Origin of the sequence: uncultured Bacteroides sp., assembly GCF_902472605.1 — a bacterium.
Classification (GTDB): domain Bacteria; phylum Bacteroidota; class Bacteroidia; order Bacteroidales; family Bacteroidaceae; genus Phocaeicola.
Window position 1 is genome coordinate 16,288 of record NZ_CABROP010000028.1, and the last position, 26,918, is coordinate 43,205.

Below are 26,918 nucleotides of genomic sequence, written 5' to 3' on the forward strand. Positions count from 1 at the left end.
GATAAGAGTTTATGACCTGTAGGGTAGGATTTCTGGAAGATAACGATTTTTGTCTGGTCGATTGGACAGGTTTAGGGCTTTTGAAACTGGGAAAGGCAATTATCTTTTCGGGTTTCAGAAAAATCTTATTATTTTTGCGTGATAAACCCCAAATAGAATAATCATGAAATTTATTGGAATTATTCCTGCAAGATATGCATCAACTCGCTTCCCGGCCAAACCCTTGGCGCTGTTGGGAGGCAAACCCGTCATACAGAGAGTCTATGAACAAGTGGCTGGCGTGCTGGATGAGGCTTACGTGGCTACGGACGACGAACGCATCGAAGCGGCCGTCAAGGCTTTCGGGGGAAAAGTGGTAATGACCTCGGTAGACCATAAGAGTGGTACGGACCGTTGTTACGAGGCCTATTGTAAGGTGGGCAACGGATACGATGTGGTGGTGAACATTCAGGGTGACGAGCCTTTCATCCAGCGTTCACAGTTGGAAGCCGTAAAAGCGTGCTTCGAGGACGAAGCCACTCAGATTGCCACTTTGGTAAAGCCCTTTACACCAGCCGACGGATTCGATGCGCTGGAGAATGTCAATTCTCCGAAGGTGGTCGTCGACAAGTATATGCACGCGCTTTATTTCAGCCGTTCCATCATTCCTTATCAGCGTAACCGCGACAAACAGGAGTGGCTGGCCGGACATACATATTACAAGCACATCGGGTTGTATGCCTATCGGGCTTCGGTGCTGAAAGAGATTACTGCTCTGCCACAGTCATCGCTGGAACTGGCTGAATCGCTGGAACAGCTTCGTTGGCTGGAGAACGGCTATTCCATCAAGGTGGGCATCAGTGAGGTAGAGACCATTGGTATTGACACTCCGCAGGATTTGGCCCGTGCCGAGGAGTTTCTGCGCAATCATCAGGAGGCCTTATGACGCAGCTCGACCGTAGTGTAGCTCCTGCCATTCGTCAGCTGGAGCATTTCTCCATCTTGCAGCCGGAGCTCTACCGCATGCCCAATGGTATGCCGCTGTATGTGCTTTCGGCGGGCAATGAAGAAGTGATTCGGTTTGATTTGCTGGTGCGGAGCGGGCAGCTCGACCAGTCTCAGCCGTTGCAGGCGGTGTTTACCAACCGTATGTTGCGCGAAGGAACCGTCCGGATGACTTCGGGCGAGATAGCCGAACGACTGGATTATTACGGGGCGTGGCTGGACCTTTCTTCTTCGGTCAATTGTGGTTTTGTCACGTTATACACACTGACCAAATACCTCGACCAGACCTTGGCAATTGTTGCCGAAATGGTGAAAGAAGCCGTATTCCCGGAAGAACAGTTTCGGATTATCTGCGACATCAACCGCCAGCAGTTTTTGGTGAATAACCAACGGGTGGATGTCTTGGCCCGCAAGCAGCTGAACCGTTCGTTGTTCGGAACCTTGCATCCTTTGGGCCGCTATGCGGAGCTGGAGGATTACGAGCGCATTCAGGTGGAAAATTTGAAGGATTTCTATCATCGGTATTACCATTCGGAAAACTGCTCAATGTATGTATCGGGCAAGGTTACCCCTGAGGTAATCAAGTGCATAGAGCACCATTTGGGAGAGGCCTCTTGGGGTAACTGTACATCGAAAAAGGTGGAGCGTACATGGCCTATCATAAAAGATAGGAGCAAACGGATTTTTGTGGAAAAGGAAGATGCCTTACAGAGTTCTCTTCGTATGGGAGGCTTCTCACTCGACCGGAAGCATCCGGATTATTTGAAATTCCGGGTGCTGGTTACGTTGTTCGGTGGCTATTTCGGCAGCCGGCTGATGTCGAACATCCGCGAAGAGAAGGGATATACCTACGGCATTGGGGCTGGACTGGTGTCTTATCCGGGCACGAGCCTGCTGGTGGTCAGCACGGAAGCGGCCAACGAGTACATCGAGTCGGTGGTGACAGAGGTGTATCATGAAATGGACCGTCTGCAACAGGAAAAGGTGCCGGCAGAGGAACTGGAGATGGTGCGCAATTACATGCTGGGCGATATGTGCCGTTCTTACGAAGGGGCTTTCTCCCTGTCGGATGCGTGGATCTTTATCGAGACGGCCGGACTGAAGTCCGATTTCTTTGATGCGTCAGTGGCAGCTATTCGTGAAGTGACTTCAGAGGAACTTCTCTCACTGGCTCAGCGCTATTTCTGCAAAGAAAACTTAATAGAAGTGGTGGCAGGTAAAAAAGTATAAACCTGTCGGTGCGGGCAAAAGTAAAAAGACTATTTTTGAACGGATTTAAAAAACAGACCAATAATAAGGATGAACAAACATACATTATTACTATTTACTTTGCTGACTTTGGGTTCAGTTTCAGCTTCGGCCCAGTTGTCTTTGGGATACTATCAGTTTAAAGATGGAGCAGAATATTCGGGGGAACTGAAGGGACGCAAGCCGAACGGAAAGGGACGGACTGTCTTTCGTAACGGTGACGTGTACGAGGGAGAGTATGTGAAAGGGAAACGCCAGGGAGAAGGTACGTATACCTTCAGCGACGGCGAAAAATACGTGGGACAGTGGTATGAAGACCAGCAACACGGAAAGGGAACCTATTATTTCATGAACAACAACCGTTATGAAGGAATGTGGTATGCCGATTTCCAGGAAGGAGAAGGTACCATGACTTATTATAATGGGGATTTATATTCCGGTACATGGCATCATGACAAGCGTAACGGACAAGGCACCTACACCTGGAAAGGGGGAGCGGTCTATACAGGCGAATGGAAAAACGACCTGAAAAACGGAAAGGGTACCATGGTATGGGAAGACAAGTCGAAATATGAAGGTGAATGGAAGGACGGCATGCGTCACGGAAAAGGTACCTTCTATTATACCAACGGTGACAAGTATGTGGGCGACTGGAAAGAGGATGTACAGGATGGAAAAGGCATTTATTATTTCCAGAACGGCGAACGCTATGAAGGTGATTATGCCAATGGCGAACGTACGGGGCGCGGTATTTATACTTACCCGAATGGTGACAAGTATGTCGGACAGTTTTTGAATGGCTGGCAGGAAGGTCTGGGTACGTTCACTTGGGCCAATGGAGCTGTGTACGACGGACAATGGGTGAAGAACCAGCGTTCAGGTTTTGGCAAGTACAAGTGGGCCAACGGTGATGAATACGAAGGCCAGTGGAAGAATAACATGGCGGAAGGAGAAGGTACTTTGCGTATGGCCGACGGGTCGGTCTATACAGGCGGATTCGTGCGGGGTAAGGAAGACGGAAAAGGAATTCTGATTGATAAGGAAGGTATACGTTTTGAGGGTTTCTTTAAGCAAGGCAAGAAAGACGGTCCTTTTATCGAAACGGACACCAATGGAAATGTCATCCGGAAAGGAACTTTCAAATACGGACGTTTGTTGGAGGAGAAAAAATGAACAGAGATTTATCCGAACTGACTTTGAAAGTGCGTGAGCTTGCCGTGAACACAGGAGCTTTTATTCGTGAAGAACGGACAAAATTCAGCCGGGAACGGATTGAAAAGAAACACGCACACGACTATGTGTCGTATGTAGACAAAGAATCGGAACGAAGAATAGTGGCCTGTCTGCGGGAATTGCTCCCTGAGGCAGGCTTTATTGCAGAAGAGGGAAGCGGAAGTCATACCGACGAGGAATACTGTTGGGTAGTGGATCCGTTGGATGGAACTACCAACTTTATTCATAATCATGCACCTTATTGCATCAGCATTGCACTTCGCAACCGTGAAGAAATTCTGTTGGGCGTGGTGTATGAAATCTGTCGTGATGAATGTTTCTGGACCTATAAGGGAGCCCCTTCTTTCTGTAACGACCGACAGATACGGGTCTCGGGGGTGACTTCGTCCGATGATGCGTTTATGGCTTTGGGATTGCCGTATGATGCGGAAGCCTATAAACCGGTATTTAACCGTCTGATTGAAGGATGTTACGGCAATGTGGCTGGTATTCGGGTGGTAGGAGCGGCAGCTGCTGAAATGTGTTACGTGGCCGACGGACGTTTTGAGGCTCGTGCCGAAGCTTTTACCTGTCCGTGGGATGTGGCGGCCGGTATCCTGCTGGTACAGAATGCCGGGGGTCGGGTGACGGACTTTTCAGGTGGTGATTCGTTTTATTCAGGTCGGGAAGTGGTAGCTTCGAATGGAAAAGTACACGATTTCCTGCTGAATCTGTTGAAGTGAGGTAAAAAAACGCCTGTTTTATTCGACGGATAGGAATTAATTTCGTAAGTTTGTGTAACTCAAAAGGAAAAGATATGGATATACCGGGCATATTGGATTTCCTGAAAGTGCTGGCGGTAAACAACAACCGGGAGTGGTTTCAGGAACATAAAGCGGACTATTTGAGTGTGCAGGCTGATTTTGAGGAGCTGCTGGGCATCGTCATCGCCCGTCTCTCATTGTTCGATGAGAGTGTGGCTCATGTGCTTCCGCACGATTGTATGTATCGTATCTATCGGGATGTCCGTTTCTCTGCGGACAAGTCTCCTTACAAGACCCACATCGGGGGATATATCAATGCGAGGGGAAAGAAATCCAATCATTGTGGTTATTATTTACACTTGGAACCGGGCAATTGTATGCTGGCCGGGGGAAGCTGGTGCATGCCTGCGGATATGCTGCGGGCCGTGCGGCAGTCGGTGTGTGACCGCATCGACGAGTTCCGGGCCATTGTGGAAGATCCGGCTTTTCACCAATATTTCCCTGTAATAGGGGAGACGCATTTGAAGACGATACCCAAGGGATTTCCGAAAGATTTTCCTTATCCGCAGTATATCCGTTGTAAGGATTATACGGTCGCTTGTCCGTTGGAGGATGAATTTTTCTCCCGTCCGGATTACCTGGACCGGATGATGGACGTGTTCAGGCAGCTGAAACGCTTTGCCGATTTTACGAATGAAACGATAGACGAGTTTGAATAAAAGAATATTAACTGCTTAAATGTAGAGTGATATGATAATTGACAAATTGGAAAACTTGGAAAGATATGTTTCACTGAACCCTTTGTTTGCAGAGGCGATGGCTTTTCTGAAAGCGACCGACCTGCAGGCACATGAGGCGGGGAAAGTGGTGCTGAAAGAAGGGGAACTGACGGTGAACTTTTCGGAGGTCTGTCCGAAGACAAAGGCCGAGGCGCGTCTTGAAACGCACAATGAATTCATTGACATCCAGCTTCCGTTGTCGGGAGTGGAAGTGATGGGCTATGCGCCGCGTGCCGATTTGCCCGAAGCCACTTACGATACCGAAAAGGATATTGCTTTCTATGAAGAAGCGGCCACTGACTATTTGACCGTGAAGCCGGGGATGTTCGTCATCTTCTTTCCGGAAGATGCACATGCGCCGGGCGTGACTCCCGAAAAAGTGAGAAAAGTGATTGTAAAAGTACATGTCAAATAATTTCTAATAACTAATACTATGGACAAGGTATTGAATATCATAAAGAATGATCCGTGGCTGGAACCGTATGCCAATGCTATTAATGGCCGTCACCAGCATGCAATAGAGAAAGAAAAAGAACTGGTGGGAAAGAAAACATTGTCGGACTTTGCGACAGGCCATCTTTATTTCGGATTGCATCGCACCGACAAAGGATGGACTTTCCGGGAATGGGCACCTAATGCGACGGAAATCTATCTGGTGGGTGATTTCAACGGATGGCAGGAGAAACCGGCTTTCCGCTTGAAACGGGTCCGCAAGACGGGCAACTGGGAAATCAATCTGCCGGAAAAGGCCATGAAACATGGCGACTTGTATAAGCTGAAAGTGTATTGGGAAGGTGGATGCGGCGAACGTATTCCAGCATGGGCTACTCGTGTAGTGCAGGATGAGCAGACCAAGATTTTCAGTGCGCAGGTATGGAATCCGGAGAAATCGTATAAGTTCAAGAAAAAGAGTTTTACGCCGAATGTGTCTCCGTTGATGATTTACGAGTGCCACATCGGTATGGCACAGGATGCGGAAAAGGTGGGTACATACAACGAGTTCCGTGAGAAGGTGTTGCCTCGCATCGCAAAAGATGGGTACAATTGTATCCAGATTATGGCTATTCAGGAACATCCTTACTATGGCAGTTTCGGGTATCATGTGTCCAGCTTCTTTGCGCCTTCTTCCCGTTTTGGTACGCCGGAAGAATTGAAACAGCTCATTGATACGGCACATCAGATGAACATTGCCGTCATCATGGATATTGTGCACTCACATGCCGTGAAGAACGAGGTGGAAGGATTGGGCAACTTTGCCGGCGATCCTTGCCAGTATTTCTATCCGGGCGCACGTCGGGAACATCCGGCATGGGATTCGCTTTGCTTCGATTACGGTAAGAACGAGGTGATTCACTTCCTGCTGTCCAATTGCAAATACTGGCTGGAGGAATTCCATTTCGACGGTTTCCGTTTCGATGGAGTAACTTCCATGTTATATTACAGTCACGGATTGGGAGAGGCTTTCTGCAATTACGGTGATTATTTCAACGGGCACGAGGATGACAATGCCATCTGCTACCTGACATTGGCCAACCGCCTGATTCATGAGGTGAATCCGAAGGCCATCACCATTGCTGAGGAAGTTTCGGGTATGCCGGGACTGGCCGCGCCTTTTGAGGATGGTGGCTATGGCTTCGACTACCGTATGGCGATGAACATTCCAGACTACTGGATTAAGATGATCAAGGAACGCAAGGATGAGGACTGGAAACCTTCAAGTCTGTTCTGGGAAGTGACCAATCGTCGCAAGGATGAAAAGACCATTTCGTATTGTGAGAGTCACGACCAGGCACTGGTAGGCGACAAGACCATCATCTTCCGCTTGATTGATGCCGACATGTACTGGCACTTCAAGATTGGTGACGAGAACGGCGTGGTAGAACGAGGCATCGCTTTGCATAAGATGATTCGTCTGCTTACCGCTTCCACCATCAATGGAGGTTATCTGAACTTCATGGGTAATGAGTTCGGTCATCCGGAATGGATTGACTTCCCGCGCGAAGGCAATGGCTGGTCGTATAAGTATGCCCGTCGTCAGTGGCATTTGGTAGATGACCCAACACTGTGCTATCATTATCTGGGTGATTTTGATGAGTGCATGGTCAAGCTGTTGCGTAGTGTGAAGAATATCCAGAAATCGGAGGTCATTGAAGTATGGCACAATGACGGCGATCAGATTCTGGCATTCCGCCGGAAGGATTTGGTGTTCGTGTTTAATTTCAACCCGACCCGTTCGTTCACCGATTACGGCTTCCTTGTTCCGAGAGGAGCTTACGATGTGGTGTTGAATACGGATAACAAACAGTTTGGTGGTTTCGGCTTCTCAGACGACAGTCTCCGCCACTTTACCTGTGCCGATCCGCTTTATGCAAAAGATAAGAAAGAATGGCTGAAACTGTATGTGCCGGCCCGTTCTGCAGTGGTATTGAAACGAGTGAAAGAATAATTTTGTATGAGTGATTACACAAATGCACTTTATAAGAAGACTGCACGCATCATGATTGCTGTATGCGGTCTTCTTTTTTCTCTATTTAGTTTTGTCTATCTCTATGTGTTCCAACGGGATGTGCTGGAGGCACTCCACTTCTCACTGGCACACGGAAAGACCGTGTTTGCTCCGTTGGCCAGCGCCATTATCATTACCCTTATCCTGCTGTTGTTGCGGTGGGGAGTGAACAGTCTGCTGGGGCTGAAAGGAAAGGTACGTGCCTTGGCCTATTTACCTTCTTTTCTGGTACTCTGTGCCCTGACGGATGTGGGACGCGGGGTCTATATGTCCGACTATCATACGCCGTGGACCTGGTTGTTGCCCTTGCTGGTGCTGCTGTTTGTCGGCCTGGGATACTGGTTGCGTGGAGTGTTTCGGGTGCAGCTGAATCAGGAAGGGAATGTCTGGGGACTGGTGAACAGTAACCTGGCCATTCTGTTGGGCCTGTGCGTGCTGACGGTGTGTATAGGTGATTCCAACCGTACTTATCACCATGAACTGGAAGCGGAATATTATTTGCGTACTCAGGAATATGACAAGGTGCTGGAGGTAGGAGAACGTTCGTTAGAGGCAAGCCGTACTTTGACTGTCTTTCGGGCGGTGGCATTGTCTCACTTGGGACAGATGGGAGACAAGCTGTTTGCCTATCCACAGTATTATCGTTCCGATGGATTGTTCTTTGACTCAGATTCCCTGCATACGCTTCGTTATACGAACGATTCCATTTATTATCTGTTAGGAGCCCGTCCGTATGCTGGAGAAGACCGGATGGTATTCCTGCGGAATATTTGTTACAAAGGGTCGGGTAAATATACTTCTTTGGATTATTATCTTTCGGCTTTGCTGCTGGAGAAACAGTTGGATCGTTTTATGGAGGCTGTGCCCGACTTTTATCTTCCGGAAGATACTTTGCCACGATATTATCGGGAGGCTGTGGTGCTGTATCATGCGGAGCGGAACGATACTCTTTTTCCTGTGGCCGACAGTTTGATGGTCAGACGCTTCAAGGCTTATCGTGAATTGCAGCAAAAAGGTGGTTCTGCGTTGGAAGAACAAAATCGCATGCGACGGGAATTCGGAGATACCTACTGGTGGTATTACGACTATCAGAAATAAGAGACATTTGTGATTGGGATAAAAAATTAAGAGAGACTGCCGGGGAAATGCAGTCTCTCTTATATTCAAGAACAAACGCTTTTGTCCTTACAGCTGATATTTTCACAAATACCAATACTGTTCTTATCTATTACTATGAAAAACATCTTTATAACAATCGGTTTTCATGGATTGTTCAAAGTAAATTGTATATTTAACAATTGTTTGGTTTTTGATTCTATCTTTTACACATTCCTTTGAAATCACAATACATACATGGGTCTTCCTCCTCGGTTTGATGGAAATCCACTTCCGGATTGAATACTTCTTCCAGAAGCGCTTTCAACCGGCTGCGGAATTCTTCTTCCAATAGAGCGAAATCTTCTACTGGAGTCGTTTTGTTGTACGATTCCTTGAGTTGGATGACCGGTGAATAATCCTCGGAGGCGGCCCGGTGAATGTAGAGCAGGGAAGGAGCTACTTTTCGGTCGTCGTTCCTTTCTCGTAGTTTCTTGCACACGATGGCAGCATACAAGAAGGTCTGGAATACATAGTTGGAACGCTTGGGACCCGGTGTGAACAAAGATTCCACGTTGGGTGGAGTATCTGCTTTTCCGCCTGTCTTATAGTCGACGATGCGGAGCACATTGTCCTTGCTGTCCATCCGGTCGATGATACCGCCCATTCGCGAACGAATCACGCCTTTGGGCGTTTGTATCTCAATGTCCTCTATGACGGGCTGTTCGGAGCCCACGAAGGTGAAAGGAGCATGACGCAGGTCATTGCGCAGCAGTTGTTGGACGTAGCGCAGGATGACGGCCGAGTTGATGAGCTGGATGCCGTTATATTCGGGACGTTCGTCGGCAGGAAGGTGAAAAAACAGTTCCTTGAATCCATTGTCCACGTAGTTCTGCAGCTTTACTTCCTCTTTGAGCAGGGCTTCCAAGGTTTCTTTATTGATAACTTTCCCATGTGCCGTAAGGTCCTTGTAGATATGCTCGGCTGCATAGTGGAAGATACTTCCGAACTTGGCCGAGTCGATTTCCGCACTCACTTCATCGGGTGCCGAAAGTCCGGCCACATACTTGTAGTAGAACTTCAACGGACAGTCGAGGTAACAGTTCAGGGCCGAGGGGGAGAAGAAAGCTTTCGGATTCACCCGCACATCGAATATTTGCTGCATCCGTTTTAGAATGTCGGCTGATTTGGAAATACAGATGGGAGAGGATGCGACCGGCGACTGTTCGGCTTCCAGTTGTTTCCTCTGTACGGGATAACCCCATTCAATCAGCAGCTGGAGCATGAAGCGCGACATCTCGCCCCGGTTCATACCGTCGCTTACCGTATTGTACACCAAAGTTGCTTTTTCCGCCCGTTGCAACAGACGGTAGAAGTAGTAGGCATAGACAGCAATCTTGTGGTCGATGGTAGTCATGCCGAATGCCTTGCGCAGATTGTAAGGGATAAACGAGGAATCGCCTCCCGCCTTGGGCAACTGTCCTTCGTTGACCGACAACAGGATGATGTGTCGGAAATCCAGGTTACGGGTTTCCAATACCCCCATCACCTGCATACCGATGGCCGGCTCGCCATGGAACGGAATACTGGCTGTCGACATGACCCGTACGAGCAGCCGGTGGAAGGTGGCAGGCTGTACTTCCAAATCCTTGCTTTCAAGCAACGCATGGAAACGGTTGACCATGGTAAAGCTTTTGAACAAGGCTTCCCGATAGAGTTGGTCGAGGGCATCACTGGTGGAGGCCGCCTGCTTGCGGTATAGCTGTGCTACCTGCTTCAGGATGTCGGCCAGCCGTTTGCACAGCTCCTCGTTGTGACTACAAGGTTTGAACAGCAGTGATAGGGCCTCATCCCGTTCCAGTTCCGATGGCAGTGGATAGAAGCGGTTCTTCTCCGTCAGTTCCTTTTCTAACGGAGTGGCCGCTTCCGAAAGCAATTGCGTGTACGGATGCTTCAGCACACTGATGACCTCGGCAAACTGGTAGCGTCCACTGCGGGGATTGTAGCCTGAAATGTGCAGTTCCAACAGCGTCTTCACGAAACTGTAGGCCGGGGTTTGCGAAAGCGGAAAACCCATGGTGATGTTGATGTGGCGCACGTTCTCCGGCAGCGAATGCAATACGGGCTGTAGCATGGCTTCGTTGCAGAGCACCACCGCCGTTTCCTTTTCGTTCTCCGTCAGGTTCTCCCGAATCCATTGCGGCAGGTAGCGTGCCTGTCCGTTTTCGGTAGGCGATTCAATGAAGGTAATCTCTTTCGGGTGATTCAGGTGGTCGAACAGGGACGGAGGCAATTCCGATGGGAAGTTCTTCAGGTTCCGGCGGATGAACTCGCCAGCCTCGTGCGGATGCTTGTCCAGGTAGAAGGTGTCGTAATCCCAGTAGAACAGGGCTTTCCCGGCCGCATGCAATTTGCTGAACAGGGTTTGTTCCACCTTGTTCAACACGTTGAATCCCACGAACACGTAGGTGTCGTAAGGAAACTGCTGTACGTCCATCGTTTCCGTCACTTCGCGGTAGAGCATTCCTTCGTAGGCGATGCCTTGCTCGCGGAGCCGTTCTTTGTATTGCGTATAGATGTCGCCCAGCACGTCCCATAGTGAGATGAAACGTCGTTTTAGTTCCGTCACCTGCTCGATGGAGAAATTGCGGAAAAACTGGCTCAATGCTTCTTTCTGTCCTTCCTCCAGAAAATCATATTCAGCCGTCAGCTTGTTCAAGTCTTTCAGGTTGCTGAAGAGGGCCTTCGTGTCGACCAGATTCTTGTCGGCATCATCGAAGTCGCTGATGAGCATCTCGCCCCAGAAATAGAAATCATCGAGGCTTTCCTTGCTTCCGGTCACTTCCCGGAACACCTTGTAGAGGTCGCATACCAGTTTAATGGAGTCACCCGTAACCCATTGCGACGACTGGCGGAACAGTTCACTGATGCTCACATAGGCTGGCGACCAAACCGGACGGTCGGACTCCTGTGCCAGGTATTCGTTGAAAAAGAGGCTGGCACGTTTGTTCGGGAACACCACGGCTACCTTGGTAAAGTCTCCGTGCAACTTCCGGTACAAATCAGCGGCCACCTGCTTCAAAAAAGTTTCCATATATTATATTGTCGAAATAGCGTGGTAAATAAAAATAAACTCAGGCCGGAAGCGTTACTTCTTCCAGCTCGTTGGCAAACACATACCAAAGGAATCCCCGGATGTGGGTGTAGCCCATTTGCGTGAGCAAGTCCATATACTCCTGCACCTGTGCGCGGTAGGTTTCGTTCTTCTTTCCGAACTTGAAGTCCACCACGACCACCTGCCCGTCTTTTCGCATCACGCGGTCGGGGCGGCGCGTCTGCATCTGTCCCTCCTCGTCGGTGTACACAATGGCACATTCATTGTAGAGTTCCCACGTGCCGCTGAACCAGTCCTTGGCTGCTGGATGCTGCAAAGCCCGTTGGGCCAGCGCTTCCACCTGCTTCATTTGTTTCTCCGACTCGAAGATACCCTCGAAGTTCAACCGCTCCAAGGCTGGTGATAGGTCGTCTGCTTTTTCGATGTGGGCGAACACCTGGTGCAGCAGCTGTCCCTGACGGATGTACTGTCCACGGCTGTCCTCTGTCTCATCCCCCTGGATAAAGTCGGCCGAACGGTTCGACTGCTTGAACTCGATGTGCGTTTCAATGCTTTCCATCTTCACGGGAACTCCCTCCTTGGGCGAGGATAGTCGGTTGGATTTACCCGCCTTCTTCTCGTCGTGAGCCGTGCAGAGCTCCCCGTATTCACCCACCGCATCATCCTCCGGGTCTTCCTGCACAAGCGGCAGTTCCACTTCCTGCATCAGCGGCAGACTGTCGTACAACAGTTCCGATACCGTACCTTTCTGACCCGCCTTCGCAAAAATAATCAGGTTCTTGCAGGCACGTGTAAACGCCACATAAAGCAGGTTCAGGTTGTCCACCCACAGCTGCAACTTTTCCTCCAGGTAATCGTCGTGGTACACCGATTCCGCCATGGCACTCGAGTAGTTCACCGGTACGATGTCCAGGAGGTTGAACGGCGGAATGTCCGTTTCCTTTCCCGTGCCCGCCACGCTGCACCATATCAGGTGGCTGTTCGTCTCGTTCTCCATCTTCCAGTCGCAGAACGGCAGCAGCACCGTGTGGTATTCCAAACCCTTCGATTTGTGGATGGACAGGATGCGGATGCCGTCGATTTCGCCCGAAGGAATGGTTTTCGTGTTCAGCTTCTCGTCCCAGAAACGGATGAAAGCCGTCAGCTCCGACGAGTTGTTCTGCATGTATTCCGTCACCGCATCATAAAATGCATAGAGATACGCATCCTGTTTCTCGATGCGCTGCATGTCGAACAGCACGAAGAGTTTCTCCAGCAACTCGTAAAGCGGCATGAAGCGGAGTTCGTTTGCCTGCAACTGGAAAGCTGCTGGCAAGTAATTCTTGGGGTCGTCGAGCAGCACGGTGTTGAGGCTGATATCCTTTCGTAACACTTCCTGCTGATAGGCCACCGCCAGACGGGCCAGCGCAATGCGGTCGTCGGGCGAAGACAGGTAACGCAGTCCGTCGATGAGCATGTTTACGGCCAGCGAAGCGTTCAGCTGGAAAGCCTCGTCCGAGACGATGCGGTAGGGGGTATGTTCGTTGAAATAGGCTGCAATGTCGGGGATGCTCCGGTTCTTCCGTACCAGAATGGCCATCTCATTGAGCTGGATACCCGCTGCCGCGAGTCGTTCCACCTCTTCGGCCAGCTGTTGCAAGGTGGCCTCCGTATAAGGCCGCTCCTTGGAATCCTGCAGGAAAGTCACCTTCACGAAGCCTTTCTCGTCTTTCTTGGCACAACGTTGCCGCACGTCACTGTACGCCTGTTCCAGCTGCGTGCAAGGCGTGCCCTGTTCCTCCTGATACCGTCGGTTCAGCGTCTGGCAGGCCGCCGTGAAAAATTCGTTGTTGAAACGGATGATGCGCGCCTCGCTTCGCCAGTTCGTGTCGAGCGTACATTCCTTGATGCGGAAACTCCGGTCGTGTCCCAGTCCCGCGAGGATTTTCCAGTCTCCGCTTCGCCAGCGGTAGATGCTCTGCTTGATGTCGCCCACAATCAGGCTGCCTTCCTTCTGCGCCAGACTCTCCTGCAAGAGCAGGTGGAAATTCTCCCACTGCATGCGCGAAGTATCCTGAAACTCGTCAATCATCACCGTATCGATGGTGGTGCCGATTTTCTCGTAGACAAACGAAGCGTCGCCTTCCCGAATCAGGCTGTGGAGCAGGGCGTTGGTGTCCGACAACAGGAAACGGTTGTGCGCCTGATTCTGCAACCGCACCTCCTCGTCGATGTGCGCCAGCAGCCGCAGGTTGTTCAGGTAACGCAGCGAGAGGTCGCACGAATTGAGCAGCAAGCTGTTCTGCGGACGCCGGTTTTCCGCTTCCTCCAGTAACGGCATCAGTTCCGAGGCCGCCAGCGAGCGGATTTCGTCGCGATGGGAGGAAGTCTTCGTGGTCCAGTTCTCTTCACTTTCCAGACACTTCTCCACGGTCGCATTGCGGATGTCGCTGCCCAGTTTCCCGTTGGCCAGCTTGTTGAAATAACTGCCGATGCCCCGCGAGCCGTTTTTCAAGTCCGCCGGCGTCAGCCCGTGCATTTCGAGCAGTCCCGTAAACTGGTCGCTGAATCCCTTCATAAATTCCAGCACCTCTTCGCGGATGTTTTTCAGTTCCTCCCGATACGCCGGGATGAACTTCGGGTCGGCCAGTTTCCGGCGCAGTCCTTCCCCTTTCTCGATATAGTTCTCATCGAAGATGTTTTGTCCGAAACTCTTGATGTCCTTCGACACATCCCAGCGCCGGTCGTTTGCAATCCGTTCCTCGATGTATTCCAGTAACCAGTAGAGTACCGGCGAGCGGCGGTCCAGCTTTTCAATCATGGCATCCACGGCATCGCTCAGCACCTCCGTATTGTTTAGCTCGATGGACAGGTTGGCCCCCAGCTCCAGTTCTCGTGCCAGGTTGCGCATCACCGACTGGAAAAACGAGTCGATGGTTTCGATGCGGAAACGGCTGTAGTCATGAATCATGTGCCGCAAGGCCTCGCGTGCCGCCTCCCGGATTTCCCCGACCGACTTGGCCGAGGTCTTCTGTATTTCCTTCAGGTAACCGTCCGACCCCTCATCGGCTGTAGCAATGCCATAGAGTTGTTCTAAGATACGTTCTTTCATTTCCGCCGTAGCCTTGTTGGTGAATGTCACCGCCAGAATCCTCCGGTATGCATACGGGTCTTCAATCAATTGTCTGATATAGTGTACGGCCAGCGTGAAAGTCTTGCCTGAACCGGCAGACGCTTTGTAGACTAAAAGCTGGGGATGCTGTTCCATGTGTAAAGTGAATTTCTTGGTTTCTTCAGACAAACTTACGGAATAATTTGTATAATTCAAAATAAAAGCATACCTTTGCGCCGCAATTAAGGATGGTTCCGTAGCTCAGCTGGATAGAGCAACGCCCTTCTAAGGCGTGGGTCCTGCGTTCGAATCGCAGCGGAATCACTTGAATGCAGCACAACTATTAAGGATGGTTCCGTAGCTCAGCTGGATAGAGCAACGCCCTTCTAAGGCGTGGGTCCTGCGTTCGAATCGCAGCGGAATCACAGAAAAGAGGAAATCAACGGGCATTGGCCAGTTGGTTTCCTCTTTTTCTTTGAAAACTCTTGGTGCGAAAGAAAAAAATCTTGTTTGAAGATTTGCAGTTTATAAAAAACGCATATCTTTGCAGCCCGATAAAGTTGAAAATTTTATTTATACAGACACAAACAACGCAAGCTTAAGCTAAACTATAGAGAAAAATCATTTCGCAGGCTACCTGATGTGAGCCTTTATGTCAATTATTTAGAGGATAGAGAATGCCTCTTTCTTTCACCGGAAAGAAGCGATGAGCAAATAGGGCAGATGTTTGCCTGAGCTGTAGGATGCAGTGAAGGTAAGTACCTGTACAGGTTTTCTACACCCGTTTTGCCACAAAAACAAACTAGAATTTTAACCGGTTCTTGATAGCTGGCCAATGTCTGCATTGTCCCGCAAAGGACGATTGCACCTTGACCGTTGTCGTGAGCCTTAAAATGTGATAACTATTTAAATGTCCAACTAAATCTTAAATCATCTATGAAAATAGAAAGAGCTACTCAACTGCTATTTCTGTTGCTGATAAGTCAGGGAGGAAATGCAGCGTATGCCAGTTTGCCGAGAGGGGCCGGTGAGCCTTCCGTGCAAGTATCGGCGCAAACCAACAAAATCACAGTCAGTGGAACCGTCGTAGACGCGAATGGAGAACCTCTGGTAGGGGTGAGTGTGCTGGAAAAAGCAACCAGCAACGGTACGATTACCGACATGGACGGAAACTTCACGTTGTCGGTCGCTGAGGGTTCCCTGTTGGAAATTTCCTATGTAGGTTATAAAAGTCTGACGGTCTCATCGAAGGAGGCACTGGGTGTGCTGGTCATGAAGGAAGACTCGGAACTGCTGGACGAGGTCGTGGTGACTGCTTTGGGTATCAAGCGCTCCCAGAAAGCCTTGAGCTATAACGTGCAGGAAGTGAAGAACGACGTACTGACAAAGGTGAAGGACGCCAACTTCGTAAACAGCCTGAACGGAAAGGTGGCTGGTGTGAATATCCAGCGCAGCGCTTCGGGTGTAGGTGGAGGTACGCGCGTGGTGATGCGTGGTAACAAGTCCATCAGTGGAGACAACAACGTGTTGTATGTGATAGACGGTGTGCCGATGGGTAACCAGGCCGACCGCTCGGGCGACGGAACAGGTTTCGGCTCGGGACGTACCTCGGGTGAAGGTATTGCCAACTTCAATCCCGAAGACATTGAAAGCCTGTCGGTGCTGACCGGTCCTTCGGCTGCCGCCCTTTACGGAGCCAGTGCGGCCAATGGAGTCATTCTGATTACTACCAAGAAAGGAGCCGCCGGCAAAGTGAATGTCAATGTGTCTTCTTCCGCAGAGTTTTCAAAAGCCTTTGTGCTGCCGAGATTCCAGAACACGTATGGCAATGTGAGCGGGGAGGCCGCTTCGTGGGGTGAGAAACTGGCAGCTCCTTCTTCTTACAATCCGGCCGACTTTTTCAATACCGGAACGACTTTTACCAACTCGTTCAACCTGTCGGTGGGCAATGACAAGAACCAGACCTATGTGTCGGGCTCGGCGGTCAATGCGAAGGGTATCGTGCCGAACAACAAATACCATCGTTACAATGCCATGGTGCGGAACACCACCAAGTTTTTCAACGACAAGCTGACCATGGACGTGTCTGCCAGCTATGTACGTGAATACGCCAACAACATGCTGTCTTACGGTACGTATTTCAACCCGATTCTGGGGGCGTATCTGTATCCGCGCGGAGAGGATTTCAGCAAGGAGAAATACTTTGAGCGCTACGATGCCGAACTGGGCTACAACGTGCAGTCGTGGGCACCGGGCGATTTCGGTATGGCAGTGCAGAATCCCTACTGGGTGGCCTACCGCAACATCCGTCCGGAGGTGAAAGACCGCTACATGCTTTATGCTTCGTTGAAGTACGATATCACAGATTACCTGAACGTGACTGCCCGCGGCCGTCTGGACAACACCTATTCCGAAAGAGAAGACAAGCGTTACGCTTCTACTCATGGTACGTTTGCCAAGCCTTTGGGACGTTATATCTATTCCAGTGAGACCTTCCGTCAGAAGTATGCCGACGTGATGGCCAACTTGTCCAAACCTTTTGCCAACGATTTCTTTGCCAATGTCAACGTGGGTGCTTCTTATGAGGAATACGATACGAAGGGAAGAGGCTACGGCGGACAGCTGCTGCTCATCCCCAACAAGTTTGCCTACGACAACATCGACCCTTCTACCGGAGTGCCTTCACAGACGGGAGGAGACAGCCGGAAGATGAACATCGGTGTGTTCGGTTCGGCCGAAATCTCTTGGAAATCGGCGGTGTACCTTACCCTGACCGGACGTGCCGACAAGCCTTCGCAGCTGGTCAACAGCAAGTCGCCGTGGATTTTCTATCCGTCAGTAGGTCTGTCGGCCATTGTGACGGATTTGTTGTCGGACAACCTGCGCCAGTCCATCTCTCCGGTACTGGGCTTCTTGAAAGTACGCGCTTCTTATACCGAAGTAGGTTCACCGATTCCGTATACTGGACTGACTCCCGGCACGATTACACACTCCATTGAAGGAGGAGTCATCAAACCGTTCAAATACTATCCGCTTCCGGAACTGAAACCCGAAAGAACCCGTTCGTATGAAATCGGTATCGACTCCAAGTGGTTGAACAACACTGTTTCGTTGGGAGTGACTTTGTATAAGTCGAACACCTACGACCAGCTGTTGCAGGCCAAATTGTCGGAAACTTCGGGCTATGACTACATGTTTGTACAGGCCGGTAACGTGGAAAACCGCGGTATCGAGCTGACTTTGGGTTACGACCAGACATTCGGTAATTTCTCTTACAGCACCTCGCTGACGGCTACGGCCAACCGCAACAAGATTATCGAACTGGCATCAGACGTGAAGAATCCGGTAACTGGAGAAACCCTTGACCTGAGCGACATCAAGGTGGGACGTTTCCGCCTGCGCGAAGGAGGAGAAATCGGTACCATCTATGCTGAAGAACGCCTGAAGCGCGACCAGGACGGCTACATTGTGTACAACGAAGGACAGACCATTACTACGGAATCGACCGAACCTTATAAGTTAGGAAGCGTCAACGCCAAGTGGAACCTGGGCTGGAGAAACGGCTTCTCTTACAAAGGCTTCAACCTGAACTTCCTGGTGACAGCCCGTCTGGGTGGTATCGTCATTTCGAAGACACAGGCCGTGCTCGACCAGTTCGGTGTGTCGCAGGCTTCGGCAGACGCCCGTGATGCCGGAAAGGTGATGGTGGGCAACGTGCCCGTACGTCCGAAAGACTATTACGAATCTGTGGTCAACCTGGATGCCTACAATGTCTATTCGGCTACGAATGTCCGCCTTCAGGAAGCCAGTCTGGGCTATACGTTCCCCAACTCCTGGTTCAAGGGCACCTCGTTCCACAATGTCAGCCTTTCCGTCTATGGTACGAACCTTTGGATGATTTACAACAAGGCTCCATTCGACCCGGAACTGACAGCCTCTACCGGTACGTTCGGACAGGGATATGACTATTTCATGCTGCCCAGTCAGCGGACTTATGGAGTGAGCCTTAAATTTGGATTCTAACAACTCATGAAAAACCGAAACAATATGAAGATAAGAAAATATTTGATACCCGCATTATCTGTATTGGCACTGGCTTCTTGCAACTATGAGAAGATCAATACGAATATCTACGGGGTGACAGAAGAAGAAATGAAACAGGGTGGACTGCTGTATGGAGCTCCCTTTCTGGATATGCAGAAGCTGGTGATTCCCATCGGTTCTCCCACGGAATCGACCGGACCAGGTAACGACCTGGCCAACACAGATATCATGTCGGCTGGTAACTACATTGGCTACTGGGGCATGAACAACAACTGGAACTTCAACACGGAGGCCACCTGGAACTTCACGGACGGCCGTATGAGTTACGCCTACCAGAATTTCTATTCAAAGCTGTTCCGTGCGTGGAACGACATTTACAAGCACACGAAGGAGTCCGAAGATCCGGCCGACAAAGAAGTGCAGGCCGTGGCAAACATCGTCAAGGTGATGGGCTGGCTCCGTGCCACCGACGTGTTCGGCCCCATTGTGTATACCAATGCCGGCAACGGAGACATTGCCCCCAAGCTGGACGCTCAGGACAAAGTATACAAGGCCATGCTGGCCGACCTGAAAGAAGCTTCGCAGGTGCTGGGCGGTACGGCTACAAAGGTTCTTTCCTCTTATGACGTGATTTATGACGGTAATCCGCAGAACTGGACCCGTCTGGCCAACTCATTGATGCTGCGTATGGCGGTACGTGTCCATTTCAAGGACATGGAGCTGGCTAAGGAATATGTGACGTATGCGCTCGATCCGTCGCATGGCGGTGTGATTGAGAACATGGCGCAGGAAGCCAAAATTCAAAGTACAGATAAACTGCCGCTGATGAACTCCATGCTGCCTACAGTGGAAGATTACGGAGAATGCCGTATGGGAGCTACCATCTGGGCCTATATGCAAGGATATAAAGACCCGCGTCTGGCCAGCTATTTCACCACGGTTTCAGGTAGCCGTTTTGTGGCCCTTCCTCCCACGAACAACAATCCGCTGAATGACCGTGCCAAGGATGGAGCTTCCAAGCCTAAGGTCAGTGCAGCCTCTCCTTTGTTCTGGTTGCGTGCGTCGGAAGTCTCTTTCCTGAAAGCAGAAGCGGCGCTATATCAGCTTACGGCAGGTGATCCGAAAGCTTTGTACGAAGAAGGCGTGACCAAGTCGTTCGAAGAAAACGGGGTGAGCGGAGTCGCTTCTTACTTGCAGGGCACTCAGCTGCCGTCGGATGTCAAAGCCTATACTTTACCTTATAATTATCAGTACGCTTGTGTGCTCTCTACGGGAAATGTGGCTCCAAAATGGAACGACGCGGATACGGAGGAGATGAAATTGCAGAAAATCATCACGCAGAAATATCTGGCACTTTATCCCAATGCCGTGGAAGCCTGGACCGAATACCGCCGCACGGGTTACCCTTATCTGCTCAAGCCGGCTTATGACAAAGCCTATGCAAGCATCGGTGCGTCGGAAGATGCCCTGACTCCTGAACGTTTCCGTTTTGCTCCGGCGGAATATGGTACGAACCCCAACATGTCGGAAGTGCCTACTCTGTTAGGTGGAGACGACCAGGGAGCGACCAAATTGTGGTGGGTACGCGACAATCGTCCTAAACAACCGAAATAAAGATTAATCTGCTAAAATGTTTAAATGCACCAAGAGATGAAAAACATCATGAAATATATCGGAGCCTTGCTGGTAGTGGCAGGCTTCGTGGGTTGCTCCGACTGGAACATACCCGAAAGAGAAGTGTTCGACAACCAGCAGGGACTGGAGAAATACATCCCGTTGCTGGAAGCGGAATCGGAAGCCGACCTGACCCCTACCATGCGGGAATATTTTGCCAAACTCCGGGAATACCGCAAGACCCCTCACGTGAAAGGTTTCGGATGGTTCGGCAACTGGACCGGAAGAGGCAGCAATGCGCAGAACTACCTGAAGATGCTGCCCGACAGTGTGGATTTCGTATCCCTGTGGGGAACCCGTGGCAATCTTTCGGAAGAACAGAAGAAAGACCTGAAGTTCTTCCAGGAAGTGAAAGGCGGAAAAGCCCTTCTGTGTTGGATTGTGCAAAGCCTGGGCGACCAGATGACTCCTCCGGGGCAGGATCCTACCAACTATTGGGTGGGTGAAAAAGGCAAAGGTGATTTCGTGGAAGGAGTGAAGGCCTACGCCAATGCCATTTGCGACACCATCGAGAAATACAACTTGGACGGTTTTGACATTGACTACGAACCTAACTACGGTCACTCCGGTACGATGGCCAATTCCGACCAGATTTCGGAAAATAGCGGAAATACCCAGATGTTTGTATTCATTAAGGCTCTTTCCGACCGTCTGCGTCCGGCAGGACGACTGTTGGTGATGGACGGACAGCCGGAGAAACTTTCTGCGGAAGCTTCCAAGTATATTGATCATTACATCTACCAAGCTTATTGGGAGCGATCTACACGAAGCGTGATTCGTAAAATTACCCAGCCGCACCTGGAAGATTGGGAGCGTAAGACCATCATTACCGTGGAATTCGAGCAAGGCTGGCGGACTGGAGGAGTGCCAGACTATACGAGTGTACGTGAAGAAATCAATGCCTATCCGGAAGGCCGTCAGATTTTCGATTATGCCACCCTCGACCTCCCCAGCGGCAAGCGTATCGGAGGAATCGGTACCTATCACATGGAATATGATTTTGCTAATGATCCTCCTTATAAATGGCTGAAAGAAGCCTTGAATTTGGGAAATGTAGTTTATCCGGGTAAGTTTGAATAAAAATTGAATTATGAAGAAAATAGTGTATTTGGGAGTTCTGGCCGGCAGTCTGCTGGTCAGCTCCTGCCAGAATGAATTATATAAAGACGCGGCCAGCGAGTATCAGGCATCACAGGGAGCCTATATAAAAGGTGGAGAATCGTCGCAGGTCTTTGTGGAAGAAGGAAAGGAAGTAGAAGTAAAATCCATCACTGTAGGCTTGGTACAGCAGGAACAGGAATCCAGAACGGTGACGGTGGAGGCGGGCAATGCGTCGCAGCTGGAGGCGTATAACAAGAAGCACGGCACCAATTACCTGATGCTCCCTTCAGAGATGTACGAAGTGAGCCGGGAAGTCGTGTTCGACTCCAAACAGACCTCCCAGTTTCTGCCCGTAAAGCTGAAAAACGTGAAGTTCTCCTTGCAGGGAAGCTATGCGTTGCCCGTGAAGCTGAACGGGGGTACGGTGCCGGTCATTTCCGGAGAATCCGAATCACTGATTGTACTGGAGCAGCGCATCAACACCAAATGTCTGCGCATAAACGGTTCCGGCAGTGAAGACAGCAAGATGTTCCCGGATGACTTCAAAGTAGACCAGTGGACTATGGAAGTGATGGTGAACCGCAGCTCCTACTATCAGAACAACCGTTCCATCTGTGGAACCAAGCTGGTATCCGGATCGGGAGCTCTCGATGAGATTTATCCCCGTTTCGGCGACGTGACCATCCGTCCGAACCAGTTGCAGATAAAGACCGGTAACTCCCAGATTGACGTGCCTGCCGATGTGTTCTCAGCCCAGCCCGATACGTGGTACATGCTTTCGTTTGTGTACGACGGTAAGAAGAACTATGTGTATGTGAACGGCGAGCTGGTGGCCGACCGTGAAATCCGTACGGGTCCTTATGGGCTGGTGGGTTTCTGGATTGGCGGTGCCAATGAGCTGGTACGCGAGATACGTTTCTGGAAAACGGCCCGCACGCCGCAGCAGCTGAAGCAGTTCATGTGGAAGATGGTAGACGGAGCTGACGAAAATCTGGTGTTGTATTATCCGTTGAACGGCAAGAAGCGCGACAAGGACACTGGTGAAATTACAGACGATGAAACCATGCTTTGGGACTGGAGCAACAATGCCAAGCATTTGTCTCTTCCTTCTGGAGCCGAGTTTGACGATAACGATGGCAAGGGTTTTGTATTCCCTCTTGTTGATTAGTTTTAGATTTTGATTGCGAAAGGCTGTCATTACCTTCGGGTGTGGCAGCCTTTTTTGTGCGGCTTGCGGAATGTAGAATTATGTAGACCTATGTAGACTTATGTAGATTTTTGAAGACCTTTGTCGACCACTTCAAAACGCACTTGCGTTTGGACCCAAACGTCCTTGCATTTTGGTTGAAACGCACTTGTGTTTTACTTCAAACGCACTTGCGTTTTGGTTGGAATGTACTTGCGTTTTTTTTGAAGGGGAAATTGTGGCTGAAAGAACGTTGTGATTTGTTTTCATTTGTTTATCTTTGAACCATTGGAAACAACTTGGATTGAAAGAGCGGATTGCAAAATTGTGGAAATGCCGTGGCCGAATCCCAGATAAGTATGCCAATAAAAACTATTCACAGCCCAATCCGATAGGAAAAGCCGACAAAGTAAAGTTGGCTCGTATAAATGAGGTACTGAAAGAAGATGTGTTGAATCTTCGTGTAATCTGTCAGATATCCGGTGTAGATTGTTAGAATTTTTTCGACGCATTGCGAGGAAAAGGAAGAGTTAGTAGTCAGGATGTGGAAAAGGTTTTCTTGGAGCTGAAGAAGCTGAAATCGTTTATCCGGAACAACTGGGATAACAGTCCAGAAAAGCTGAAAAAATTGGCTGAAAATCCGGAACTGAAATTCTACTGTATTCATGGAAAAATATCTGGGGGAAAACCATATAAGGCGGTACACGAAGAGCGAAAGTTATTCCAGAATGATTTTATGAAGTTGAAAGACAATTATATGAAGGTGTATATTCGTCTGTAGATTTTCATTAAAACCTCGAAAATAATTGTGGTTTTAGTTTAATTTACAGGTAAAAATTCTATCTTTGTATTGAGTTAAAAAACAAATATTTAACATTAAAATCGTGGTGGCAACATGTAAATTCAGCGAATTATCATGAAGTTTTTTTGAGTTATACGATGTTTTTAATGTATATGATTCAGAAGATACAGGAAAATATAGATTCTATCAGAGAAGAATGTAAAGATGGACTTTTTGAGGAAATAAAATCAGATTTGATTTCTGTAAAAGAAATAAGTTCGGATTATTGTATTGTAATCGAAACTAATAATTATTGGCTGATTAATAGCCATACTGGTTTAGGTTATGCCCAGAGTATCCTAAAGACAGCTTTACATTAGATGAAGCCTTGAATAATCAATTAATAGATGAACATTAAATGAAATCGACAATGAAAAAATTCAAAATTATAGAAAATCAGAGATACAACTACTCAGATAATACAGATGAAGTAGTTTTTACATTCCCACTTTCGGGCGATGTACCGGTATATGACAAGCATACGGGCCGCATGGATTACCGCGAATTTGTAATTGACCTGGATGGGAAACTTTATCTTATCAAACCGAGCAAAGCGGCTCTTTCTGGCGATAAATCGACTCTGAACGTGCTGGCCGTGATGCCAGACCGTACCATGAACGACGCCGAGATAGTCGGATGGAAATTGAAATGTGCGCGCCAGGATGCCGGCCTAACGTGTGAGGAGGTTGCAGACCGGTCTGGGGTACGACTGAATACCGTAAAGCTTGTGGAGAACGGACGTTTCAACGCAAAGATCAATCTCATCTGCAGCCTGGCCGAAGCCATCGGCATAGAAGTATCATTCACTCCTATGGACTTTTAGAAAAATCACTGATTATTTAAAAGAAAAGGAATATGGAAGAACTGGATAAAAATATCATCAAAATGTATCAATCGGGCACGAGAGTGGCCGAAATCTGCCGCACACTGGGCACACATACCCAGAAAGTATATAAGGTGCTCAAAGAAAACAATATCTCGAAGAACGGCCGTCGACTGACTCCGGAAGTCATTCAGGAAATTGTAGAAAAGCTCCGAATGGATATGTCGTCTACCAAGCTGGCCGAACAGTACGGATGTTCCGTCTGGACCATCCACAAAATAATGCGTGAATATGACATCCCTATGCAGGTAGGCCGTCCGTGGCGGCGACGAAAAGATAAGCCGGAAGCATCCCCCTCCTATGCTTCTCTTCATGAATCTATACAGATTACAGAAATGCCCGATCAGCTTCGTGCATTAGTTATGGCCCCTGAAAATCGTACTTATATCGCCTGTTTCCATAAGAGCAAAAAGGAAGTGGCTTCGGCTGCCGAAGCTGTGTCGTTTCTTTATTCCGTTATGTCGCGGCGTTTTACGCTTTCGACTGAAGACGTGTCCCGTATCGAAAAGACATTTACTGAGTTGCAGTCGTTCGACAAGCCCCGCCAGACGCTTGTCTGTCCGCTCAGCATAAACGAAAATATTCGCTTCAAAATCGTACTGGCACCGGAAGTCAATGCGGAGTACAGCACATTCCAGAAAAGTCGTGACGAGAGTGCGGTGAGATTGAAAAAGTCCGACTGGCGTGCATTTAATCCGGGTATGTATGGTATCTGCATTCCGGTGGGGGTATATTCCGAAAAAGGCGATGCGGTGAAGTTTTACGACTTTAAAGGAACCGTTAAAGCAGAATGTAAGGAACAGGCATACGAGCGGGCGCTGGACGAGCTGAAAGCGGAAATCGGCGATGATCGCTTCAATAGCCTGAAGGTACCAGGCAAGTACAGTGACAAGGTGACATTCAGCTTCCAGCCTATGGCCTGACGGAAATATCGCCCTATGGAGATTTTGAGAAATCACTGATCTTTTCAGAACATAAAATTTAAAATCCATGAAAGATAAAATTACAGAAAAACTGCTTATAGACATAGTTGTGATTTGCTTTCATTTTAGTATCTTTGAATCATTGGGAACAACGTTTCAGCGCGGAACGTGTTATCAACGCTGTTGTGATTTGCTTTCATTTTAGTATCTTTGAATCATTGGAAACAACTAAATGAATTTGCTATGCGATACGCACTAAGTTGTGATTTGCTTTCATTTTAGTATCTTTGAATCATTGGAAACAACATCGCCTATGAAGGTGGATTGGACGCTTCCGTTGTGATTTGCTTTCATTTTAGTATCTTTGAATCATTGGAAACAACATTTCAAAACCTTCTGTAATAGCTACATTGTTGTGATTTGCTTTCATTTTAGTATCTTTGAATCATTGGAAACAACATGACATGCGACCAATATGGTTACTCTCAGGTTGTGATTTGCTTTCATTTTAGTATCTTTGAATCATTGGAAACAACAATTGGTGCAGATAAAATAAACATTAACGGTTGTGATTTGCTTTCATTTTAGTATCTTTGAATCATTGGAAACAACAATTGAATGGTAACGACTTGCGAGTTCTAGTTGTGATTTGCTTTCATTTTAGTATCTTTGAATCATTGGAAACAACTAAAGAAATTTATGATAAATATTACATCTAGTTGTGATTTGCTTTCATTTTAGTATCTTTGAATCATTGGAAACAACAACGAAATTACAAACCCGGCAGGGAATCTGGTTGTGATTTGCTTTCATTTTAGTATCTTTGAATCATTGGAAACAACGATTGTTTGTATTACCTTTTTCATCTATACGTTGTGATTTGCTTTCATTTTAGTATCTTTGAATCATTGGAAACAACGAAGTTGGAAAATCGTGTCCTCTATTCGCAGTTGTGATTTGCTTTCATTTTAGTATCTTTGAATCATTGGAAACAACGTAGCAAGGAAAATTAGTAATAATATTTATGTTGTGATTTGCTTTCATTTTAGTATCTTTGAATCATTGGAAACAACGAAAGTGTGGTGCAAAAACAACAACCGTTGGTTGTGATTTGCTTTCATTTTAGTATCTTTGAATCATTGGAAACAACAGAGTAGGTGAGAACGAGGTATTTCAGTAAGTTGTGATTTGCTTTCATTTTAGTATCTTTGAATCATTGGAAACAACTCGATTGTAGTTATTGATTGTTTATCAATGCTTTAGGATGAATTTTAGAAAAAAGAATTTGTTGTTTCTTAAATAATAAATCCCATACTCAATATGGGATTTGTTATTTTAAAAGAGTTCTAATTGTTGACCTGGCGTTTTTACCCCGCTGGCTTTTTTCCCATAAAAGAGTTGTAAGCATCCGATAAAATACACATTGTAGATTCATAAAACAACAAACTCTTCTTATCAACGAATATAAAGTT

At 48.5% G+C, this 26,918-nt stretch carries 19 protein-coding genes, 2 tRNA genes and 1 CRISPR repeat array; of the genes, 19 read left to right on the forward strand and 2 right to left on the reverse strand.

The window, feature by feature from the left end; all coding sequences use genetic code 11:
• Positions 1–163 precede the first annotated feature (163 nt).
• The 8 genes from kdsB to RDP42_RS08035 all read left to right on the forward strand — a co-directional run bounded on the left by kdsB (position 164) and on the right by RDP42_RS08035 (position 8,591).
• Positions 164–925 (forward strand): 3-deoxy-manno-octulosonate cytidylyltransferase, encoded by a 762-nt coding sequence (gene kdsB / locus RDP42_RS08000; RefSeq protein ID WP_308763259.1) that lies wholly within the window; start codon positions 164–166, stop codon positions 923–925.
• Positions 922–2,214 carry a pitrilysin family protein gene (locus RDP42_RS08005; RefSeq protein ID WP_308763260.1) on the forward strand — a complete coding sequence of 431 codons (1,293 nt, stop codon included), beginning with the start codon at positions 922–924 and terminating at the stop codon, positions 2,212–2,214. Before kdsB ends, RDP42_RS08005 begins: the two co-directional genes overlap by 4 nt.
• Positions 2,215–2,283: 69 nt before the next feature.
• On the forward strand, positions 2,284–3,405 hold the full coding sequence (locus RDP42_RS08010; RefSeq protein WP_308763261.1) for a phosphatidylinositol-4-phosphate 5-kinase: 1,122 nt from the start codon (positions 2,284–2,286) through the stop codon (positions 3,403–3,405).
• Positions 3,402–4,187, forward strand: coding sequence for an inositol monophosphatase family protein (locus RDP42_RS08015; protein ID WP_308763262.1), 786 nt, complete (start codon positions 3,402–3,404; stop codon positions 4,185–4,187). The genes RDP42_RS08010 and RDP42_RS08015 overlap by 4 nt, the downstream gene beginning before the upstream one ends.
• A 74-nt stretch (positions 4,188–4,261) precedes the next feature.
• The gene (locus RDP42_RS08020; RefSeq protein ID WP_308763263.1) at positions 4,262–4,927 is read left to right on the forward strand and encodes a DUF2461 domain-containing protein; all 666 of its coding nucleotides are present in this window, start codon (positions 4,262–4,264) and stop codon (positions 4,925–4,927) included.
• Positions 4,928–4,958: 31 nt separating this feature from the next.
• On the forward strand, positions 4,959–5,402 hold the full coding sequence (locus RDP42_RS08025; protein WP_308763264.1) for a YhcH/YjgK/YiaL family protein: 444 nt from the start codon (positions 4,959–4,961) through the stop codon (positions 5,400–5,402).
• Between the two features lie 18 nt (positions 5,403–5,420).
• Positions 5,421–7,433, forward strand: a complete 2,013-nt coding sequence (locus tag RDP42_RS08030; protein WP_308763265.1) for an alpha amylase C-terminal domain-containing protein — start codon at positions 5,421–5,423, stop codon at positions 7,431–7,433.
• A gap of 6 nt (positions 7,434–7,439) precedes the next feature.
• Entirely contained in the window at positions 7,440–8,591 is a 1,152-nt protein-coding gene (locus RDP42_RS08035; protein WP_308763266.1) for a DUF6057 family protein, read from the forward strand.
• A 217-nt stretch (positions 8,592–8,808) separates the two neighbouring features.
• Here the strand turns inward: RDP42_RS08035 and RDP42_RS08040 are convergent, their stop codons facing one another.
• The gene (locus RDP42_RS08040; protein ID WP_308763267.1) at positions 8,809–11,682 is read right to left on the reverse strand and encodes a PD-(D/E)XK nuclease family protein; all 2,874 of its coding nucleotides are present in this window, start codon (positions 11,680–11,682) and stop codon (positions 8,809–8,811) included.
• 40 nt (positions 11,683–11,722) lie between these two features.
• Positions 11,723–14,983 carry a UvrD-helicase domain-containing protein gene (locus RDP42_RS08045; protein WP_374046959.1) on the reverse strand — a complete coding sequence of 1,087 codons (3,261 nt, stop codon included), beginning with the start codon at positions 14,981–14,983 and terminating at the stop codon, positions 11,723–11,725.
• A 61-nt stretch (positions 14,984–15,044) separates the two neighbouring features.
• Here RDP42_RS08045 and RDP42_RS08050 point away from each other — a divergent pair.
• The 11 genes from RDP42_RS08050 (at position 15,045) to RDP42_RS08100 (ending at position 25,446) form a co-directional block, all read left to right on the forward strand.
• Positions 15,045–15,118 (forward strand) — tRNA-Arg (locus tag RDP42_RS08050).
• Positions 15,119–15,145: 27 nt separating this feature from the next.
• Positions 15,146–15,219: transfer RNA gene (locus tag RDP42_RS08055), tRNA-Arg, on the forward strand.
• A 511-nt stretch (positions 15,220–15,730) separates the two neighbouring features.
• Complete coding sequence (locus RDP42_RS08060; protein ID WP_308763269.1) at positions 15,731–18,817, forward strand: SusC/RagA family TonB-linked outer membrane protein; 3,087 nt, start codon at positions 15,731–15,733, stop codon at positions 18,815–18,817.
• Positions 18,818–18,841: 24 nt separating this feature from the next.
• Positions 18,842–20,452 (forward strand): SusD/RagB family nutrient-binding outer membrane lipoprotein, encoded by a 1,611-nt coding sequence (locus tag RDP42_RS08065; RefSeq protein WP_308763270.1) that lies wholly within the window; start codon positions 18,842–18,844, stop codon positions 20,450–20,452.
• A 36-nt stretch (positions 20,453–20,488) separates the two neighbouring features.
• Complete coding sequence (locus RDP42_RS08070; protein ID WP_308763271.1) at positions 20,489–21,592, forward strand: endo-beta-N-acetylglucosaminidase family protein; 1,104 nt, start codon at positions 20,489–20,491, stop codon at positions 21,590–21,592.
• Between the two features lie 10 nt (positions 21,593–21,602).
• Positions 21,603–22,781 carry a BT_3987 domain-containing protein gene (locus RDP42_RS08075; RefSeq protein ID WP_204506218.1) on the forward strand — a complete coding sequence of 393 codons (1,179 nt, stop codon included), beginning with the start codon at positions 21,603–21,605 and terminating at the stop codon, positions 22,779–22,781.
• 298 nt (positions 22,782–23,079) lie between these two features.
• Complete coding sequence (locus RDP42_RS08080; protein WP_308763272.1) at positions 23,080–23,295, forward strand: hypothetical protein; 216 nt, start codon at positions 23,080–23,082, stop codon at positions 23,293–23,295.
• Between the two features lie 48 nt (positions 23,296–23,343).
• A complete protein-coding gene (locus RDP42_RS08085; RefSeq protein WP_308763273.1) occupies positions 23,344–23,580 on the forward strand; it encodes a hypothetical protein in 237 nt (78 codons plus the stop codon).
• 173 nt (positions 23,581–23,753) lie between these two features.
• A complete protein-coding gene (locus RDP42_RS08090) occupies positions 23,754–23,960 on the forward strand; it encodes a hypothetical protein (RefSeq protein ID WP_308763274.1) in 207 nt (68 codons plus the stop codon).
• 50 nt (positions 23,961–24,010) lie between these two features.
• Complete coding sequence (locus tag RDP42_RS08095) at positions 24,011–24,463, forward strand: helix-turn-helix transcriptional regulator (RefSeq protein ID WP_308763275.1); 453 nt, start codon at positions 24,011–24,013, stop codon at positions 24,461–24,463.
• A 32-nt stretch (positions 24,464–24,495) separates the two neighbouring features.
• Entirely contained in the window at positions 24,496–25,446 is a 951-nt protein-coding gene (locus RDP42_RS08100; RefSeq protein ID WP_308763276.1) for a hypothetical protein, read from the forward strand.
• Positions 25,447–25,858: 412 nt separating this feature from the next.
• A CRISPR array of direct repeats spans positions 25,859–26,596; the repeat unit is 47 nt; unit sequence GTTGTGATTTGCTTTCATTTTAGTATCTTTGAATCATTGGAAACAAC.
• Positions 26,597–26,918 lie beyond the last annotated feature (322 nt).

Bases quoted from the DNA above. Each gene is read 5' to 3' on its own strand.
- RDP42_RS08060 (WP_308763269.1), top strand. From the start codon at position 15,731: ATGAAAATAGAAAGAGCTACTCAACTGCTATTTCTGTTGCTGATAAGT.
- RDP42_RS08100 (WP_308763276.1), top strand. From the start codon at position 24,496: ATGGAAGAACTGGATAAAAATATCATCAAAATGTATCAATCGGGCACG.
- RDP42_RS08035 (WP_308763266.1), top strand. From the start codon at position 7,440: ATGAGTGATTACACAAATGCACTTTATAAGAAGACTGCACGCATCATG.
- RDP42_RS08025 (WP_308763264.1), top strand. From the start codon at position 4,959: ATGATAATTGACAAATTGGAAAACTTGGAAAGATATGTTTCACTGAAC.
- RDP42_RS08030 (WP_308763265.1), top strand. From the start codon at position 5,421: ATGGACAAGGTATTGAATATCATAAAGAATGATCCGTGGCTGGAACCG.
- RDP42_RS08015 (WP_308763262.1), top strand. From the start codon at position 3,402: ATGAACAGAGATTTATCCGAACTGACTTTGAAAGTGCGTGAGCTTGCC.
- RDP42_RS08040 (WP_308763267.1), bottom strand. From the start codon at position 11,682: ATGGAAACTTTTTTGAAGCAGGTGGCCGCTGATTTGTACCGGAAGTTG.
- RDP42_RS08090 (WP_308763274.1), top strand. From the start codon at position 23,754: ATGATTCAGAAGATACAGGAAAATATAGATTCTATCAGAGAAGAATGT.
- RDP42_RS08075 (WP_204506218.1), top strand. From the start codon at position 21,603: ATGAAGAAAATAGTGTATTTGGGAGTTCTGGCCGGCAGTCTGCTGGTC.
- RDP42_RS08065 (WP_308763270.1), top strand. From the start codon at position 18,842: ATGAAGATAAGAAAATATTTGATACCCGCATTATCTGTATTGGCACTG.
- RDP42_RS08070 (WP_308763271.1), top strand. From the start codon at position 20,489: ATGAAAAACATCATGAAATATATCGGAGCCTTGCTGGTAGTGGCAGGC.
- RDP42_RS08005 (WP_308763260.1), top strand. From the start codon at position 922: ATGACGCAGCTCGACCGTAGTGTAGCTCCTGCCATTCGTCAGCTGGAG.
- kdsB (WP_308763259.1), top strand. From the start codon at position 164: ATGAAATTTATTGGAATTATTCCTGCAAGATATGCATCAACTCGCTTC.
- RDP42_RS08010 (WP_308763261.1), top strand. From the start codon at position 2,284: ATGAACAAACATACATTATTACTATTTACTTTGCTGACTTTGGGTTCA.
- RDP42_RS08020 (WP_308763263.1), top strand. From the start codon at position 4,262: ATGGATATACCGGGCATATTGGATTTCCTGAAAGTGCTGGCGGTAAAC.
- RDP42_RS08095 (WP_308763275.1), top strand. From the start codon at position 24,011: ATGAAAAAATTCAAAATTATAGAAAATCAGAGATACAACTACTCAGAT.